At 70.5% G+C, this 17005-nt stretch carries 11 protein-coding genes and 1 pseudogene; 3 read left to right on the forward strand and 9 right to left on the reverse strand.

Annotated elements, in window-relative coordinates; genetic code table 11:
• Positions 1–96: 96 nt before the first annotated feature.
• The 5 genes from GA0074692_RS21125 to GA0074692_RS35400 all read right to left on the reverse strand — a co-directional run bounded on the left by GA0074692_RS21125 (position 97) and on the right by GA0074692_RS35400 (position 6210).
• Entirely contained in the window at positions 97–1377 is a 1281-nt protein-coding gene (locus GA0074692_RS21125; RefSeq protein ID WP_091646909.1) for an ABC transporter permease, read from the reverse strand.
• 68 nt (positions 1378–1445) lie between these two features.
• The gene (locus GA0074692_RS21130; RefSeq protein WP_091646910.1) at positions 1446–2789 is read right to left on the reverse strand and encodes an ABC transporter permease; all 1344 of its coding nucleotides are present in this window, start codon (positions 2787–2789) and stop codon (positions 1446–1448) included.
• Entirely contained in the window at positions 2786–4369 is a 1584-nt protein-coding gene (locus tag GA0074692_RS21135; protein ID WP_342672870.1) for an ABC transporter ATP-binding protein, read from the reverse strand. The genes GA0074692_RS21130 and GA0074692_RS21135 overlap by 4 nt, the downstream gene beginning before the upstream one ends.
• Positions 4370–4540: 171 nt before the next feature.
• A complete protein-coding gene (locus GA0074692_RS21140) occupies positions 4541–5605 on the reverse strand; it encodes a BMP family lipoprotein (RefSeq protein ID WP_091646912.1) in 1065 nt (354 codons plus the stop codon).
• Positions 5606–5868: 263 nt separating this feature from the next.
• On the reverse strand, positions 5869–6210 hold the full coding sequence (locus tag GA0074692_RS35400) for a hypothetical protein (protein ID WP_218106798.1): 342 nt from the start codon (positions 6208–6210) through the stop codon (positions 5869–5871).
• Positions 6211–7443: 1233 nt separating this feature from the next.
• Here GA0074692_RS35400 and GA0074692_RS21150 point away from each other — a divergent pair.
• On the forward strand, positions 7444–8037 hold the full coding sequence (locus tag GA0074692_RS21150; RefSeq protein ID WP_091646913.1) for a TetR/AcrR family transcriptional regulator: 594 nt from the start codon (positions 7444–7446) through the stop codon (positions 8035–8037).
• Positions 8038–8074: 37 nt separating this feature from the next.
• Here GA0074692_RS21150 and GA0074692_RS21155 read toward each other — a convergent pair whose 3' ends face one another.
• The 4 genes and pseudogenes from GA0074692_RS21155 to GA0074692_RS21170 all read right to left on the reverse strand — a co-directional run bounded on the left by GA0074692_RS21155 (position 8075) and on the right by GA0074692_RS21170 (position 13876).
• Positions 8075–9877 carry a glycoside hydrolase family 13 protein gene (locus GA0074692_RS21155; protein ID WP_091646914.1) on the reverse strand — a complete coding sequence of 601 codons (1803 nt, stop codon included), beginning with the start codon at positions 9875–9877 and terminating at the stop codon, positions 8075–8077.
• A 213-nt stretch (positions 9878–10090) separates the two neighbouring features.
• Positions 10091–10986, reverse strand: a pseudogene (locus GA0074692_RS21160) (sugar ABC transporter permease).
• Complete coding sequence (locus GA0074692_RS21165; RefSeq protein ID WP_091646915.1) at positions 10983–12623, reverse strand: ABC transporter permease subunit; 1641 nt, start codon at positions 12621–12623, stop codon at positions 10983–10985. Before GA0074692_RS21165 ends, GA0074692_RS21160 begins: the two are co-directional and overlap by 4 nt.
• A complete protein-coding gene (locus GA0074692_RS21170) occupies positions 12623–13876 on the reverse strand; it encodes a sugar ABC transporter substrate-binding protein (protein ID WP_091646916.1) in 1254 nt (417 codons plus the stop codon). The genes GA0074692_RS21165 and GA0074692_RS21170 overlap by 1 nt, the downstream gene beginning before the upstream one ends.
• 199 nt (positions 13877–14075) lie before the next feature.
• On the opposite strand from GA0074692_RS21170, the gene GA0074692_RS21175 reads away from it, so the two are divergent.
• Positions 14076–15167 carry a LacI family DNA-binding transcriptional regulator gene (locus GA0074692_RS21175; protein WP_091646917.1) on the forward strand — a complete coding sequence of 364 codons (1092 nt, stop codon included), beginning with the start codon at positions 14076–14078 and terminating at the stop codon, positions 15165–15167.
• Positions 15168–15343: 176 nt separating this feature from the next.
• Positions 15344–16987 (forward strand): glycoside hydrolase family 13 protein, encoded by a 1644-nt coding sequence (locus GA0074692_RS21180; RefSeq protein WP_091646918.1) that lies wholly within the window; start codon positions 15344–15346, stop codon positions 16985–16987.
• The last annotated feature ends 18 nt before the right edge of the window (positions 16988–17005 follow it).

Consider the following 17005-nt stretch of genomic DNA (forward strand, 5'->3'; position numbering starts at 1 on the left):
ACGGCGGACGAGCCCCGGGACGTACCGTCGGATCGGCGACCGGAAGACGCGTGGGCCCGGTGGGATCGATCCCACCGGGCCCACGGACGTGAGCGGTCAGCCCTTGATGTACGGCTTGCCGTCGGCGGCCGGCGCGCGGACCTTGCCGACCAGACCGGCCACCGCCAGCATCGTGGCCAGGTACGGCAGCATGGCCAGGAACTCGCCCGGGATCACACTGTTGATCGCGCTCAGGTAGGTGCCGAGCTGGTCGGCGAAGCCGAAGAAGAGGGAGGCGAGCAGCGCCCCGGTGGGACTCCACCGGCCGAAGATCAGCGCGGCCAGCGCGATGAAGCCCTTACCTCCGATCATGTTCTTGCTGAACGAGTAGAGGGCCAGCGTGTAGGAGGCACCGCCGATCCCGGCCACCACCCCGGCCAGCAGCACGTTGCGGTACCGCACCCGAAGCACCTGTACCCCGAGGGTGTCAGCGGCGGTGGGGTGCTCGCCGACGGCTCGGGTCCGCAGGCCCCACCGGGTACGGAACAGCCCGAACTGCACCACCAGCACCAGGATCAGCGCCAGGTAGAGGAAGAAGTTGCCCTCGAACAGCGCCGGGCCGATCACCGGGATGTCGGAGAGCAGCGGGATCGACCAGGTACTGGCATGCGGCGGCTGGTTGTAGGTCGGCGCGTCCGGCTGCATCAGCCGTTCGTAGATGAACCCGGTCAGGCCGACCGCCAACAGGTTGAGCACGATCCCCATCACGACCTGGTCGACCAGGTAACGGATGGTGAAGACGGCCAGCAGCAGCGAGATGAAGGCACCGCCCAGCGCGGCGGCGAACAGGCCCACCCAGAGGCTGCCGGAGAGGGTGCCGAACAGTGCGCCGGCGAACGCGCCCATCAGCAGTTGGCCCTCGATCGCCACGTTCACCACGCCGGAGCGTTCACAGAGCACCCCGGCGAGCGACCCGAAGATCAGCGGCAGGGCCAGCAGGAAGGTGTTCCGGACGATGTTCACCATCGGCATGAAGTTCTGCCCCGCTGGCGCGGCCGAGACCTGCCAGCAGAGGAACGAGAACACGAAACCGAGCACGCCGACGGCGAGCAGCAGCCGGAACCAGCCAGCGGCGGCACCGGACAGCAGCGCCACCCCGGCCGCCGCCGAGACCAGCCCGAACACAACCGCGCCGAGAGTGCCGTTGATCTCCAGCGCGGCGCCACCCGCGTCCTCGCTGAGGGTGAACCGGGCCTGCTCCCCGGTGGCCAGCGCTCCGAAGAGCACGGTCGCCAGGACCCCGAACAGCGCCAATCCGAGGCCGACCTTACGGTCCCGGGTCCAGAACCCACGTTGCACGGGGGCGACCACGACCTCGTCGACAGTCATCGTCGACATCTATCCATCTCCGTTCGCAACTGCGGAGTTCACGCGCCCTGCTCGTCGGTTCCTCGTGCCCACCACGGCTACCAGCCCTTCGCGAGGCTGGTCTGCAGGCGGGCGGCCCGTGCGGCGCGGAGCTGGAAGATCGCCTTCACCAGTGCCGGCGCGGCGATGAAGATGACGATCAACGCCTGTAGCACGGTGACCAGTTCCAGTGAGATCCCGGAGTACGACTGCATCCGGTTGCCGCCGGCCTGCAGCGCGCCGAACAGCAGCGCGGCCATGGCGACCCCCCAGGGGGTGACCCGGCCCAGCAGGGCGACCAGGATGCCGTCGAAGCCGATCTGGGCCACCACGAGCGGAGTGAGCGAGTTCGCCGTGGAGCCGACCACCATGTTCGCCCCGCCGAGCCCGGCCAGCGCACCGGCGATCACCATGAGCAGCACGTACGTGCGGCTCACGCTGATCCCGGCGGTCCGGGCGGCGTCCGGGTTGGCGCCGACGGCGCGCAGTTCGAATCCGAAGGTCGAGCGGTTGAGCAGCCAGGCGACCGCCCAGGTGGCCAGTACGGCCAGCAGGATGCCGGCGTGCACCCGCAGATCGCCGCCGAGCAACCGGGGCAGTTGGGCCGACGGGTCGACTGCGCGGCTGATCGCGTCGGACCGGTCGGGCGCGTGCACACCGTCCTGCATGATCGTCCAGGACAGCAGGTAGAACGCGACGTAGTTGAGCATGATCGTGTTGATCACCTCGTGGGCGCCGGTCCGTGCCTTGAGGAAGCCCGGGACGAATCCCCAGACCGCGCCGCCGAGCGCACCGGCGGCCACCGCCACGACCAGGTGCACCACCGGTGGCAGCGGCAGCATGAAGCCGGCCAGCGCGGCCAGGACCACACCGAGGGTCGCCTGCCCCTGCGCGCCGATGTTGAACAGCCCACCCCGGAACGCCAGGGCCACCGACAGACCGGTGAAGACCAGCGGCGTGGTGTAGGTGAGCGTCTCGGAGATCGGCGCGAACACCGGCTGCCAGCCGCCGGAGCCGTCGATCCAGGCGGAGACCGCAGCCGGGTCGACCACCGCCCCCTTGAACAGGTTGGCGTACGCCTCGCTGACCACGGCCCAACTGGAGCTGAGCGCGTCGGTCGGACGGGCGGTGAAGTAGCCGTAGGCGGCCAGCACCTCCCGGTCCGAGATGATGATCAGGATGGCGCCGATCACCATCGCCAACAGGATGGCCAGCACGGTGACCATGTAGGTGTTGGCCGCCCAGAGGTTGTGCAGGAACCGGCTGCCCAGCGAGCCGTGCGGCTCGCCGGCGCCGCCCGGTGCCTTCGTCCCGGCCGGGGTACGGGTGCCCGGGTCGGCGCCCGCCGCCTGGTCCGCCCGCTCCTTGACCGGCGGGGCCGTCCCGCCGCCGAGCTCGCTCATCGTGATGCCTCGATTGTTGGAAGGGGATCGGTAGTCGTGGGTGTGGCCGCCTCGCCGGTGACACCAGCCATCAACAGACCGATCTCCTCACGCGGGGTGTCCGGAGAGACGATCTTCAGGATCCGGCCCCGGTACATCACCGCGATCCGGTCGGCCAGGCCGATCACCTCGTCCAGCTCGCTGGAGACCACCAGCACCGCCGTTCCGACGTCCCGCTCGTGCACGATGCGCCCGTGGATGAACTCGATCGAGCCGACATCCACCCCTCGGGTGGGTTGCGCGGCCACGAAGAGCTTCAGCGGGCGGGACAATTCCCGCGCCACGATCACCTTCTGCTGGTTACCGCCGGAGAGGGTGCCCACCGCGGCTTCGGCGCTGGGCGTACGGATGTCGAACTGGCTGATCCGCTCGGCGGCCGACTGGGCGATCGCGTCCGGCTTCAGCGCCAGCCCGCTGCTGAACGGCGGCTGTCCGTAGATGTCGAGAACCAGGTTCTCCGCGACCGAGAACTCCTTGACCACGCCGTCGACACTGCGGTCCTCCGGCACGTAGCCGACCCCGGCGCGGAGCACCTTCTTGGTCGACCAGCCGTCGATCCGCTCCCCGGCCAGGGCCACCGAACCGGCGAGCGCCGGCCGCAGCCCCATGATCGCCTCGATCAGCTCGGTCTGGCCGTTGCCCTGTACGCCGGCGATACCGAGCACCTCACCGGCGCGTACGGTCAGGTCCACTCCGTCCACCGCCCGGCACTGCCGTTCGTCGTCGACGACCAGGCCGCTCACCTCCAGCACCGGCTCGCCGGGCTGGGCTGGGGTCTTGTCGACGGTGAGTTGGACGTGGCGCCCGACCATCAGTGCGGCGAGTTCGTCCCGGCTCGCCTCCGGTGAGGCGGTGCCGACGGTCCGGCCCCGGCGGATCACCGTGATCCGGTCGGCGATGGCCTTGACCTCACCCAGCTTGTGGGTGATGAAGACGATCGACTTGCCGGCCTCCTTGAGCGACCGCATGACGGTGAGCAGTTCCTCGGTCTCCTGCGGAGTGAGCACCGCGGTCGGCTCGTCCAGGATGAGCAGGTCGACCTCTCGGGTCAGCGCCTTGACGATCTCGACCCGCTGCTGGATGCCGACCGGCAGGTCCTCGATCACCGCGTCCGGGTCGACCCGCAGGTGGTAGCGCTCCGAGACCTCGACCACCTGACGCCGGGCGCGCCGCTTGTCGAGGAAGCCGGCGAGGCCGCCACGTACCTGCTCGGCGCCGAGCATCACGTTCTCGGTGACGGTGAAGACGGGCACCAGCATGAAGTGCTGGTGCACCATGCCGATGCCGGCCGCGATCGCGTCCGACGGCCCACGCAGCTCCAGCGGCTTCCCGTCGACCAGGATCTCGCCCTCGTCCGGCTGGTAGAGCCCGTAGAGGACGTTCATCAGGGTCGACTTGCCCGCGCCGTTCTCGCCGAGCAGCGCGTGAATCTCTCCAGGCTCCACCGTCAGGTCGATGTGGTCGTTGGCAACCAGATCACCGAACCGCTTGGTGATGCCACGCAGTTCGAGTCTCAGCGGAACCTCCCGAGTCCGAGCGATGGTGCAGCCTAGCCGCCGGGAGGCCCGGCGAGGAACAGGTTCGTCGATCCGCAGCGGGGTCGCCGCGGGCGTTCCGAGCTGGCTCGGAGCGCCCGCGGCGACCGCATGCTCATACCGCTGTGACGGCCGGCCACCGGATCGGCGGTCGCGCCGCCGACGGCCGGTCCGGGGTCACTTCGGCTGGGCCGCGGAGGTGACGGTGACGGTGCCGGCGACGATGTCGGCCTTGAGCTTGTCGATCTCGGCCTTCAGCTCGGCCGGGACCTTGCTGTCGAACTCGTGGTACGAGGCGAGGCCGACACCGTTGTTCTCCAGGGTGCCGAGGAAGCCCTTGGCCTGGTCCAGCTTCTCGCCATCGGCGGCGCGGGTCACCGCGTCGGTCACCGCGTCCTTAACGTTCTTGATCACGGTGGTGATGATCGCCGCGCAGTGCGGGGTGCTCTCGCAGCCGTCGCTGTCCACCCAGATCGTCGAGAACTTGCCGTTGGAGGCCACCGCCGCGGCGGTGGTGCCCACGCCGGAGCCACCGGCGGCCGGCATGATGATGTCCGCGCCCTGGGCGACCAGGGTGTCGCCGACCTTCTTGCCCTCGTCCTGCTTGACGAAGTCGTTGGTGAACGAGCCGTTCTGGGTGGCCTTGTCCCAGCCGATGACCTTGACGTTCTTGCCCTTGGCCTTGTTGTAGTGGGCGACCCCGTCGACGAAGCCGTCCATGAAGATGGTCACCGGCGGGATCTTCATGCCGCCGTAGGTGCCGACCGTGCCGGTCTTGGTCATACCCGCCGCCAGGTAGCCGGCCAGGAAGGCTGCCTGGGCGGTGTCGAACTGCATCGGGAAGACGTTGGTCTCCGGCACCTTCGCGTCCACGATGCCGAACTGCTGGTTCGGGTTCGCCTTGGCGATCTTCGAGGTGGCGTCGAGCATCAGGCCGCCGACGGCCAGGACGAAGTTGCACTTCTGGTTGACGTACTGGGTCAGGTTCGGCTCGTAGTCGGCCTCGGCCTTGGACGCCACGTACTTGATCTCGATGTTGCTGTTCTTGGCGTTGGCGGCCTGCAGGCCCGCCCAGGCCGAGGTGTTGAACGACTTGTCGTCGATACCGCCGACGTCGGTCACCATGCAGGCGGTGTACTTCTCGCCACCCTCGCCGGCGCCGGTGTTCTCCTCCGGAGCCTCACCACACGCGGCGGCACCGAGCACCAGCCCGCCGATCGCGAGCGCCGAGACGACCCGCATCCCACGCACAGAGCGCAAGACGACTCCCTCCCCATCGCCACCGCTGTACGGCGGTGGCGGTCATCAAGCCGGCCTGCGCCTTGCCGCCGGCGTCTCACGTTACGGACGCGAAGCGTAGCCGCACGCCCTCCCGCCGACCGACAATCGTGCAGGACTGTTGGGCGGCTGTTACCGCGGCGTAACCGTTGCGTGTGGCAGGTCACCCGTCGGCTTCACGGGGATCCGGACACTCCCGGGACGCTGGCGTCCGGCCACCTCGGACGTCACCGCCAGAAGACCGCCACCGCCGCGTTGACCAGGGTCAACCCGACGATCGCCAGGAAGTGCCCGCGATTGACCTCCGCCCGCTTCCGGGAGAAGAAAACCATGACGAAGATGAGCAGCGCGAGCACCAACTTGGTAACAAGCTTTGCCGGGGCCGGTTCGTCGCCGTCCCGCAGCGGGGCGGAGAGGCCCAACCCGGTCACCAGTTGGATGATCGATCCCCAGAGCATCGCGGGATTGATCCTGATCCGTCCGGAGGCGAGCTGGGCCACGGCCCCGCCGAGCAGCAACGCGAACCCGATCAGGTGGGCATAGAGCAGTACGAGCCGGATAGCTTCCACGTGCACATCCTCCCTGATCAACGACACGCCGTAGTAGCCACCCCTGGGGCGACTCGTGGTTGCAGGGGGCCCTTCCTCGGCAAAATGCGGTAGCAAGGGTCCCCTGCAACCATCCGGGCGGGCGTCAGCCAGTGACCGTCGCCGGCGCGGCGGCCCGCCCGGGGTGGGGGCGGGCCGCGCCCGGTGGGCGTCCGCCGGAGCGCGCCGGCCCACCAGGGTCAGACCGACTCCGATCACCGCGTAGCCGACCAGTGCGGCGATCGCCTGGCCGGCACCGGCGCCGTCGAGGAACGCGACCGAGCGGAGCAGGGTGCTCCCGGCACCGGCCGGCAACCACTGCCCGATCGCCCCCCACGGCTGCGGCAACAGCTCGGGGGCGGCACTGGCCGCCGAGAGCGGGTTGCCGACCAGGAACACCAGCAGCGCGCCGAGCCCGATTCCCGGCCGGCCGACCAGCGCGCCGAGCCCGGCGACGGTGGCCGACGCGGCCAGCGCGAACAGTCCCATCGCCGCCGCCTCGGCGAGCACGTTCCCGTCGAGGATGCCCAGCCAGCCGTGCAGCACGAGCGCCCCGCCCGCGCCGGCCAGCACCGCGTAGGCCACCAGGCCGACCAGCCGGGCGACCCGCCCGGCGACCAGGAGGGAGAGCGCCGCCCCGACGATCAGGCTGGTCAGCGTGAGCGGCAGGAAACCGGCGGCCAGTCCGGTGCCGCGCGGGTCGTCCGGATCGGTGGGGACCACCTCCACCACGGACACCGGTCGGCCGCCGGCCAGGCCGCCGACGGCCTCGGTGAGCAGCGCGGCGACCGTGGGGCTGGCCCCGGGCGCGGTGTGCAGCGTCAGCCCGTCCGGACCGACGACCAGGGCCGCGTACGCCGCGCGGTCGCGCAGGACCTCGTCGGCGGCTGCCGCGTCGGGGCGGGTGACGACCGCGAACCCGCCCGGCCGGGCGGCGGTCAGCCGGGCGACGACGTCGTCCACGGCGGGAGCCGGCCCGGCGACCACGACCGGCAGGTCGCGGGGCGCCAGGTTCGCCGCGGGAGCTGCGAACAGGGGTACCAACAACGCCTGCACGCCAACCACCAGGGCGGCGACCAGCAGGGCGAGCTTCAGGGGTGACCGGACGAGCGACATCCCACACTCCTTCTAAAACGAACGCTCATTCTCTTTGAGGTCGAGACTCCCTCCCTGTCGACGAAAAATCAAGAACGAACGCTCGTTCTACAATGTGGTGTGCCTCGCGTCTCGCCGGAACACCTCGCCGCCCGTCGCCAGCAGATCGTCGACGCGGCCGGCCGTTGTTTCCTGCGCAACGGCTTCCACCAGACCACCATGCAGGACGTGATCGCCGAAGCGGAGCTCTCGGTGGGCGCGGTCTACCGCTACTTCCCCAGCAAGCACGACCTGATCGCGGCGATCGCCGAGTCGGTCGTCGGCGGTGCCGACCGGATCTTCGCCGAGCTGGCCGAGGAGGAGCCGCCGCTGCCGGTGATCGAGGTGATGGACCGGGCGCTGGACTACATGGACGCCAACTCTGGCGCGGACGGCCGGCTCCGGATCGCCCTCCAGGTGTGGGCGGAGTCGCTGCGCGACCCGGCGCTGGCCGAGATGGTCGCGTCGAAGTACGCCGGTATCCGGGCGCAGTTCGCGGTGGTCGTCCAGCGGGCCCAGCGCAGCGGCGAACTGCCCTCCGACGCCGACGTGGAGGGTGTTGCCGCCGCACTGTTCGGCCTGGTCCTCGGCTATCTGCTACAGCGGATCCTCACCGGCCGCCCGGACCGGGCGACCTACTTCGCCGGCCTCCGCGCCCTTCTCGCCGACGCCTGAGGGCCGGGCCCGACGATCACCGGACCCGGCCTACAGGTCAGCCGTGCCGCCAGACCTGGAAGGTGGGGCCGTCGCCGGGGAGCGTGACGGTGCCGCCGGCGGCCGGGCGCAGGGCCGGCGCGCCGCCGTACACGTTGTCGGCGGCCGGCAGGCCGGTGAGGCGGACCGGGCCGGCGGGCGCGCGGCGGGCCAGCACCACGGCGGTGCCCTCGACCGACTCCCGGGCGAACACCAGCGTGTCGGCGTCGGCGTGCAGCCAGCGCAGGCCGCCGTGGCGCAGCGCCGGCTCCGCGCGACGCAGCGCGATCAACGACCGGTACGTCTCGAACGTCCGCGTGTCCCAGGTCTCCGGCCGGTGCCACGGCATCGGCGTACGCGACCCCTCCCCGTTCGTGCCGGTCAACCCCAGCTCGTCGCCGGCGAAGATCATCGGTGTGCCGGGCATGGTGGCGAGCAGCCCGGCGGCCACCTCCTGCCGGGCCGCGTCCCCGACCACGGTGCGGATCCGGGCCGAGTCGTGCGAGCCGAGCAGCTGCCACGAGTGGCTGTACGACCGCCAGGAGACCAGCGACCGGTAGCTGTTCATGGTGGCGAGCACCGTCTGCGCGTCCCGCCGGAGCACCCCGCCCGGGGTGCCGAGGAAGTTCGGCACCGGCTCGTCCCCGGCGCGCAGCCAGCTCCACACCGGGTCGGTGAAGCCGACGTAGTTCATCGTCCCGTGCCAGCCGTCCCGGTCCAGGTCGCCGGTGTGGTCGTGACCGTGTTCGGCCATCACGAGCGCGTCCGGACGGGTGTCGACGGCCACCGCCCGCAGCAGCGCCGCCACCTCGTGGGTGTACGCGTCGGTGCTCCGCCGGCCGGTCATGTTCGCCACGTCCACCCGCCAGCCGTCCAGCCCGTACGGCGGGCGCAGCCAGCGACGCAGCAGCGAGTCGGGGTCGGTGGCGAAGCGGCGGCGCAGCTCCGCGCTGCCCCAGTTCAGCTTCGGCAGCGACCGGACCCCGTTCCAGGACTCGTAGTCGCCGTCCGCGTCGAAGTAGTACAGCTCCCGTTCGGGCGCGTGCGGATCGGCGGCGGCCCCGGTGAACCACTCGTGTCCGTCGCCGGTGTGGTTGCTGGTGATGTCCCCGAGCAGTCGCCAGCCCCGGGCGTGGACCGCGTCGGCGAGCCGGGCCAGGGCGGCGTCCCCGCCGAGGAGCGGATCGACGCGGTCGAAGCTGGCCGCGTCGTACCGGTGGTTGGAGCGGGCCGGGAAGACCGGGGTGAGGTAGACGGTGTTGACGCCGAGCCGGTCCAGGTGGTCCAGGTGCTCGGTGATCCCGTCCAGGTCACCGCCGTAGAACTGGTAGGGGGTCTCCGGGCCGCGCCCGATCACCGGGGTGTCCCAGTCGCAGGGGATCGCCCACTCCGGGGCCGTCCGCGAGGCGGCCGCCGTCGAGCGGGCGAACCGGTCCGGGAAGATCTGGTAGATCACCGCGTCCCGGGCCCAGGCCGGCGGCGGGTCGTACGTGACCAGCTTGAAGTCGGCGTTGTCCGGCACGTCGTGGTCGACCGGCCCGGCGGCGTTGAGCCACCGGTAGCCGCGCCGGCCGGTCAGCATGAACCGGTAGTTGGTGACCGGGTTGCGGACGGGCACGTCGGCCCGCCACCAGACGTCCCCGCCGTCGCGGCGGTCGACGACGGCCTCGGCGAAGCGCGGCTCGCCGTCCGGGGTGGTACGCAGGTGCACCTGGCGTACATCGGCGTCGGCCGGAACCCGGACGAAGACCGGGACGGTGTCGCCGAGGCTCGGGGCCTGCTCGGGAACGTACCGGGCGGATCCGTCGTGGTGTGGTTGCATGGTGGAGCCCTTTCCGAGAGGAATTCGGGGAAAGAAGACGAAACTGCCCGCCGGGTCGGGTGACCCGACGGGCAGTTCGCGACTGCTCCGGTGTACGTCGTCGCCGACGCCCTTGCCGGTGGGATGTCCACGGAGCGGCGCCACTCGCCTCAGGGCGCCCGCGAACCAGCACCCCTCGCCTCGCCCACGATGGCGAGTGGCCACCTATCCGATTTATCCCTTGACCGCTCCGGCGGTGAGGCCGGAGACGATGTACCGCTGGACGAGCTGGAAGACCAGCACCGTCGGGATCGCGGTGAGCAGGGTGCCCGCCGCGAAGATGCCGAAGTTGTTGTTCCGTTCCCCGGCCACCAGGCCGAACATGCCGACCGCGAGGGTCTTCGACTCCGCGTCGGTGAGGAACACGTTCGCCATCAGGAACTCGTTGATCGTGCCGATGAAGGCGAGCAGGCCGGTCACCGCCAGGATCGGCGCCACCAGCGGCAGCATGATCCGGAAGAAGACCTGGGCGTGCGTGGCGCCGTCCATGGTGGCCGACTCGTCCAGCTCCCGGGGAAGCGTGTCGAAGAAGCCCTTCATCAGCCAGGTGTTCACCCGAGCGCCCCACCGAGGTAGAGCAGGAGCAGGCCCCACGGGGTGTTGAAGCCGATCGACGGCCAGAGGTCGGTGACCGTGGTGAAGATCAGGAAGATCGCCACGATCGCCAGGAACTGCGGGAACATTTGGATCAGCAGCAGCGCGAGCAGTCCCGGCCGCCGGCCGGCGAACCGCATCCGGGAGAACGCGTACGCGGCCAGCGCGGACAGGAAGACCGACACGAAGCTGGCCACCCCGGCCACCAGCAGGGAGTTCAGGAACCACCGCTCGAAGGCGGTCCGCTCGAACAGGCCGGTGAAGTTCTCGACCGACACGCCCTCGGTCGGCACCAGGCCGGTGGAGCTGAGGGTGCCCAGCGGGTTGAGCGCGGCCGAGAGCACGAACAGGATCGGGAAGAGGCTGAACACCACCGCGAGCACCCCGACCAGGTGCCGCCAGCCGACCTGGGCGAACCAGCGGCCCCCACGTCGATCAGCGTTCCGGTTGGCGGCCGGTGCCGATGCGACCGTCACGAGTACACCTCCTCCTGCTGCCGGGTGCGCCGGAAGCTGACCGCCGAGACCACCGCGACGATGGTGAAGATGAAGATCGACACCGCGGCGGCCAGACCGTACTCGGCGCCCTGGGCACCGAAGGCCATCCGGTAGGTGTAGGTGATCAGCAGGTCGGTGGCGCCGCTGGTCGGGTTGTCCGCCGGGAACGGCCCACCCTCGGTGGTCAGGTAGATCGCGTTGAAGTTGTTGAAGTTGTACGCGAACGACGCGATCAACAGCGGGGAGAGCGCGACCAGCAGCAGGGGCAGGGTGACCGCCCGGAACGACTGCCAGGGCGACGCCCCGTCGACCGAGGTCGCCTCGGTCAGCTCGCGCGGGATGGCCTGCAACGCGCCGGTGGCGACCAGGAACATGTACGGGTAGCCGAGCCAGAGCTGCACCAGGATCACCGCGACCCGGGCCGACCAGTCCTGCCCGAACCAGTCCACACCGATCCCGAACAGGTTGTTGATCAGGCCGAAGTCGGTGTTGAACATGTCCCGCCAGACCAGCAGCATCGCGAACGACGGCATGGCGTACGGCAGGATCAGCAGGATCCGGTAGATGTTGGTGCCGCGCATCCGGGGCGAGTGCAGCGCCAGCGCGATGGCCATGCCGAGCACGAAGGTGAACCCGGTGGAGCCGATCGCGAAGGCGAAGTTCCAGAGCAGGGTCCCGAAGAACGGCCCGGAGATGGTCGAGTCGGTGAACACCCGGATGAAGTTCGACAGGCCGACGCCGACCTTCCAGCCCTGGGACAGCCGTTCCCCGTCGGCGGCGACGAAGGAGCCGGTCTCCTCGTCCGCCGTCCAGGTCTTGCCGGTCTCGGTGTCCCGGATGCAGTCGCAGCCCGCGTCGTACGCGCGGACCGCCTTGCCCTCGTAGGCGCGGGACAGGCCGGACGAGCGCAGCGCGCCGGACTCGGTCGGCACCACCAGCGCGGTGATCTCCTCGCTGCGCGCGCTGGCCTGACCGAAGTTGAGGATCGTGTAGCCCTCGGCCGCGGTGACCTTGCCCCCGGTCGCGACGGTGACGTCCGCCGCGTTCAGATCGCGCAGGCCGTTCGCGTCACCGGCCGAGACCTGGCCGGTCGCCGGGTCGGAGACCAGGAAGACCAGCGGACCGGTGGCCGGGTCGCCCTGGGTGGCGACGGAGAGGGCGTACTCGGTGGAGCCGGGCACCTGCTTGACCGAGGCGGTCTGGATGGCGACGACCGCGTCGTCCTTGCTGCCCCGGTGGCCGTCACCGAAGTTGGTGAAGGCGGTGCTCGCCGTGTAGAGCACCGGGAAGACCTGGAACGCGATCAGGAAGAGCGTGCCGGGGACCAGGTACTTGGCCGGGACGTGCCGGCGGGTGAGGTACAGGTAGAACAGGCCGGCGGTGGTCGCCAGCAGCAGGGCCAGTCCGACCCACTTCTCGGCCTCGATGAGCGGCAGGGCCGCCCAGACCGCGATACCGGCGGTCAGTCCGAGCAGGATCACTTTCACCGCGAGGCCGGTGGCGGTGATCGGCGCGTCGTTGCGCGCGGCGCGGCGCTTGCGCGCGGGCCGGGAGCCGGTGGGCTCCCGGCCCGGGGCCTGTGTACCAGGCCCCGAGCCGGACAGCGATGTGGTCATTACTTGATCTGGCCGGCGATCGTCGTGCCGGCGGCGGTGATGGTCTTCGCCGGGTCGGCGCCACCGATGATGGCGGCCTCGGCCTTGCCGAACGGGTCCCAGATCGCGGCCATCGCCGGGATCGCCGGGAGCACCTGGCCGTTCTTGCCGGCCTCCTGGAACTTGGCCAGGTCCGGGTCGCTGCCCTTGACCTGGTCGAGGGCGGCGGTCAGCGCCGGCGGACGCGGCTCGGCGTTGTAGAGCGCCACGGCCAGGTCGGTAGTGCTGACGTGGTTCGCCACGAACTCCTGGGCCAGGGCCTTGTTCTTGCCCTTCGAGGCGACGTAGAACGCCTGGACGCCCACGAACGGCTGGGCCTCCTTGCCGCCGGCGAAGCCGGGGACCGGGGAGATGTCGTACTTGATGTTGGCCTTCTTGGCGTCGGTGATGGCCCACGGACCGGAGACCAGGAAGGCGCACTTCTTGCCGGTGAAGGTGGCGATGGAGTTCTCGCCGGTGATGGAACGCTTGAGCGCGCCCTCGCCCTTCTCACCGAGCTTGGCGATCTTCTGGAACGCCGCGATCGACTCCGGCTTGCCGACGCCGAGGTCCTTCGGGTCGTAGTCGCCGTTGGCGGCGGTGCCGAAGAGGTAGCCGCCACCCGAGGTGTACAGCGGGTAGATGTGGTACGCGTCGCCGTTCTGGCCGGACTGGAGGCAGAGGATCTCGGTGGCCTTCTTCTCCGCCTTGAGCTTCTTGCCGGTGGCGACCAGGTCCTCGATGGTCTTCGGCGCCTCGGGGGCCAGCTCGGTGTTGCGGATCAACGCCAGGTTCTCCATCGCGTACGGAACGCCGTAGAGCTGGCCGTTGAAGGTGACTGCCTTGATGGCGGTCTCGTTGAAGCCGCTCTTCTGCTCGGCGGCGAGCTGCACCGGCTCGATCGCGCCGTTCTGGACCATGTTGCCGATCCAGTCGTGCGCGCCGACCACGACGTCCGGACCGCTGCCCTGCTGGGAGGCGGTCACGAAGTTGGTCTGGAGGTCCTTGGAGACGGCCTGCACCTCGACGGTCACGCCGTTGTCGGTGCCGAACTTCTCGGCGAACGGCTTCAGGGCCGCGGCCCGCTTGTCGTCGGCCCAGATCACCAGCTTGCCGCCGGAGGCCTTGGCGGACTCCTTCGCGGCCGGCTCGTCGTTGTTGTCGCTGCCGCCACAGCCGGACGCGGCGAGCGCCAGGGCAACGGCGGCGACCACACCCGCGGTACGGATGCGCATCGGTACTCCTGTCGTCAAGGCAGGCTGCCCGGGGGAAGGACGGCCCGCCAGGGGAAACGTCGGTAGAATTTTGTACCAACCGGCGCTGTACGGCGCCGCTGCTCTCGCGTGTTGCGGGGACGTTAGCAAGACGTTGCAGATAATGGAAGGGCTTGCATAAGTGTTCGCAAGAAGTTGCGGTTGAGCTAGAGTGCGGCCCATGCGCGCTCGACTGTCCGACATCGCCCAACAGGCCGAAGTCAGCGAGGCCACGGTGTCGCGGGTGCTCAACGACCGCCCCGGCGTGGCCCCGGAAACCCGGCAGGCCGTGCTGACCGCGCTGGACGTCCTCGGTTACGAGCGTCCCGCCCGGCTGCGCAAACGCAGCGCCGGACTGGTCGGGCTGGTCGTGCCCGAACTGGACAACCCCATCTTCCCCGCGTTCGCCCAGACCATCGAGTCCACACTGGCGCAGAGCGGCTTCACCCCGGTGCTGTGCACCCAGACCCCGGGCGGCGTCACCGAGGACGAGTACGTCGAGATGCTGCTGGACCGGCAGGTCTCCGGGATCGTCTTCGTCTCCGGCCTGCACGCCGACACCGCCGCCAGCCACGACCGGTACCGCGCCCTGATCGCCCGGCCGCTGCCGATCGTGATGATCAACGGCTTCGCGCCCGGCATTCCGGCGCCCTTCGTCTCCTGCGACGACGGCGAGGCCACCGAACTGGCCATCGCCCACCTGGTCGCGCTGGGCCACCGACGGATCGGCCTGGTCACCGGCCCGGACCGGTTCGTGCCCGTCCAGCGCCGGGTCGCTGGCTACAAGGCCGCCATGCGGCGCCTGGTCGACCTGCCCGAGACCGAGCTGGAGGCGCTGGCCGAGCTCTCCCTGTTCGGAGTGGAGGGTGGCGAGGCCGCCGCCGCCCGGCTGCTCGACCGGGGCGTGACCGGCATCGTCTGCGGCTCCGACCTGATGGCGCTGGGCGCGATCCGGGCCGCCCGGCAGCGCGGTCTCGCCGTCCCGGGCGACCTCTCCGTGGTCGGGTACGACGACTCGCCACTGATGGCCTTCACCGACCCACCGCTGACCACGATGCGGCAGCCGGTGGTGGCGATGGCGGTCGCCGCCGTCCGCGCCCTGGTCGACGAGATCAACGGACACGGCGCCCCGCACTCGGAGTACCTCTTCCGCCCCGAGTTGGTGGTCCGTGGCTCCACCGCGGTCGCCCCGACCGGCACCGCGCGGCCCGGTCCGGCCCCGGCTCCGGCCCCGCAGCGCCCGGCACCGCCGGCACTGGCCGTACCAGCCTGACCGGCGCTGTCCGGGCTGGCCGGAAGCGGTGCGCCGCTGACAGTTCACGTCATTTCTTGCGCAAGCACTGCTTGACTCTTGCAGCGCCCGGCCGGCATTCTGCACGCACACCCGCGCCCGTACGGACTCCTCCCGGGTGCGTCGCCGTCCCGCGCCAGAGAACGGGGTACGCCACCGTGACCGCCAGCCACCCGACGCCGCCTGCCACCGACCCCGACTGGTGGCGCTCCGCAGTCGTCTACCAGGTCTACGTCCGCAGCTTCGCCGACTCCAACGCGGACGGGGTGGGTGACCTCCAGGGCATCCGGGAACGTCTGCCGTACCTGCGGGACCTGGGCGTGGACGCGCTCTGGCTGACCCCCTTCTACACCTCCCCGATGGTCGACGGCGGCTACGACGTGGCCGACTACCGCGACGTCGACCCGATGTTCGGCACCCTGACCGACTTCGACAACATGATCACCGACGCGCACGCCCTCGGCCTGCGGATCATCGTGGACCTGGTGCCGAACCACACCTCCGACGCGCACCCCTGGTTCCAGGCCGCCCTGGTCGCCGGCCCCGACTCCCCCGAGCGGGAGCGGTACCTCTTCGCCGACGGCCGGGGCACGGCCGGCGAGGAGCCCCCGAACGACTGGGAGAGCATCTTCGGTGGCCCGGCCTGGACCCGGGTCGCCGACGGCCAGTGGTACCTGCACCTGTTCGACCCGGCCCAACCCGACCTGAACTGGCGGCACCCCGAGGTCCGCGCCGAGTTCGAGGACGTCCTGCGGTTCTGGCTCGACCGGGGCGTGGACGGGTTCCGGATCGATGTGGCCCACGGAATGATCAAGGAGGAGGGGCTGCCGAACGTCGGGTTCAGCACGATGACCACCGGCCAGCGGCAGGTGGAACTGCTCGGCAAGGGCCGGCTCCCCTACTTCGACCAGGACGAGGTGCACGACATCTACCGGTCCTGGCGGCCCATCCTGGACAGCTACCCGGGCGGCCGGATGGCGGTGGCCGAGGCGTGGGCGGAGACCCCGCAGCGGCTCGCCCGCTACATCGGGCCGGACGAGCTGCACCAGGCGTTCAGTTTCGACTTCCTCGACGCGACCTGGTCGGCCGACTCGTTCCGCAAGGTGATCGACACCGCGCTGGCCGAGTCCACCATCGTCGGCGCGCCGACCACCTGGGTGCTCTCCAACCACGACAAGAAGCGGCACGTCACCCGCTACGGAGACGGCGAGGTCGGGCTGCGCCGGGCCCGCGCCGCCACCCTGCTGATGCTCTCCCTGCCCGGCTGCGCGTACGTCTACCAGGGCGAGGAGCTGGGCCTGCCGGAGGTGCTCGACCTCCCCGACGAGCTGCGGCAGGACCCGTCGTTCCTGCGCACCGGGGAGAGCCGGGACGGCTGCCGGGTACCGATCCCGTGGAGCGGCCAACTCGCCCCGTACGGCTTCGGCCCGGAGGGCAGCGAACTGAGCTGGCTGCCGGCCCCCGCCACCTGGGCCGCCCTCTCGGTCGCCGCCCAGACCGGCGTGCCCGGCTCGACCCTGGAGCTCTACCGGACCGTGCTGGGGATCCGGCGCACCCACCCCGCGCTCGCTCTCGGCGACGGTGGGATCACCTGGCAGGACACCGACCCCGGCGTGCTGGCCTTCAGCCGCGCGACCGACGACGTCGAGCTGACCTGCGTGGTCAACCTCACCGGCGCACCGGCCCGGGTCAGCGGGTACGGCGCACCGATCGCCGCCAGCGCGCCGCTGACCGACGAGGGTGACGGGCATCTCCTGCCGATCGACGCCGCAGTGTGGTTCGAACGGCGTCTGGCCGGGTAGACCTGATTTCACCTGGTC

The sequence above is a fragment of the Micromonospora pallida genome (genome assembly GCF_900090325.1).
GTDB lineage: Bacteria > Actinomycetota > Actinomycetes > Mycobacteriales > Micromonosporaceae > Micromonospora > Micromonospora pallida.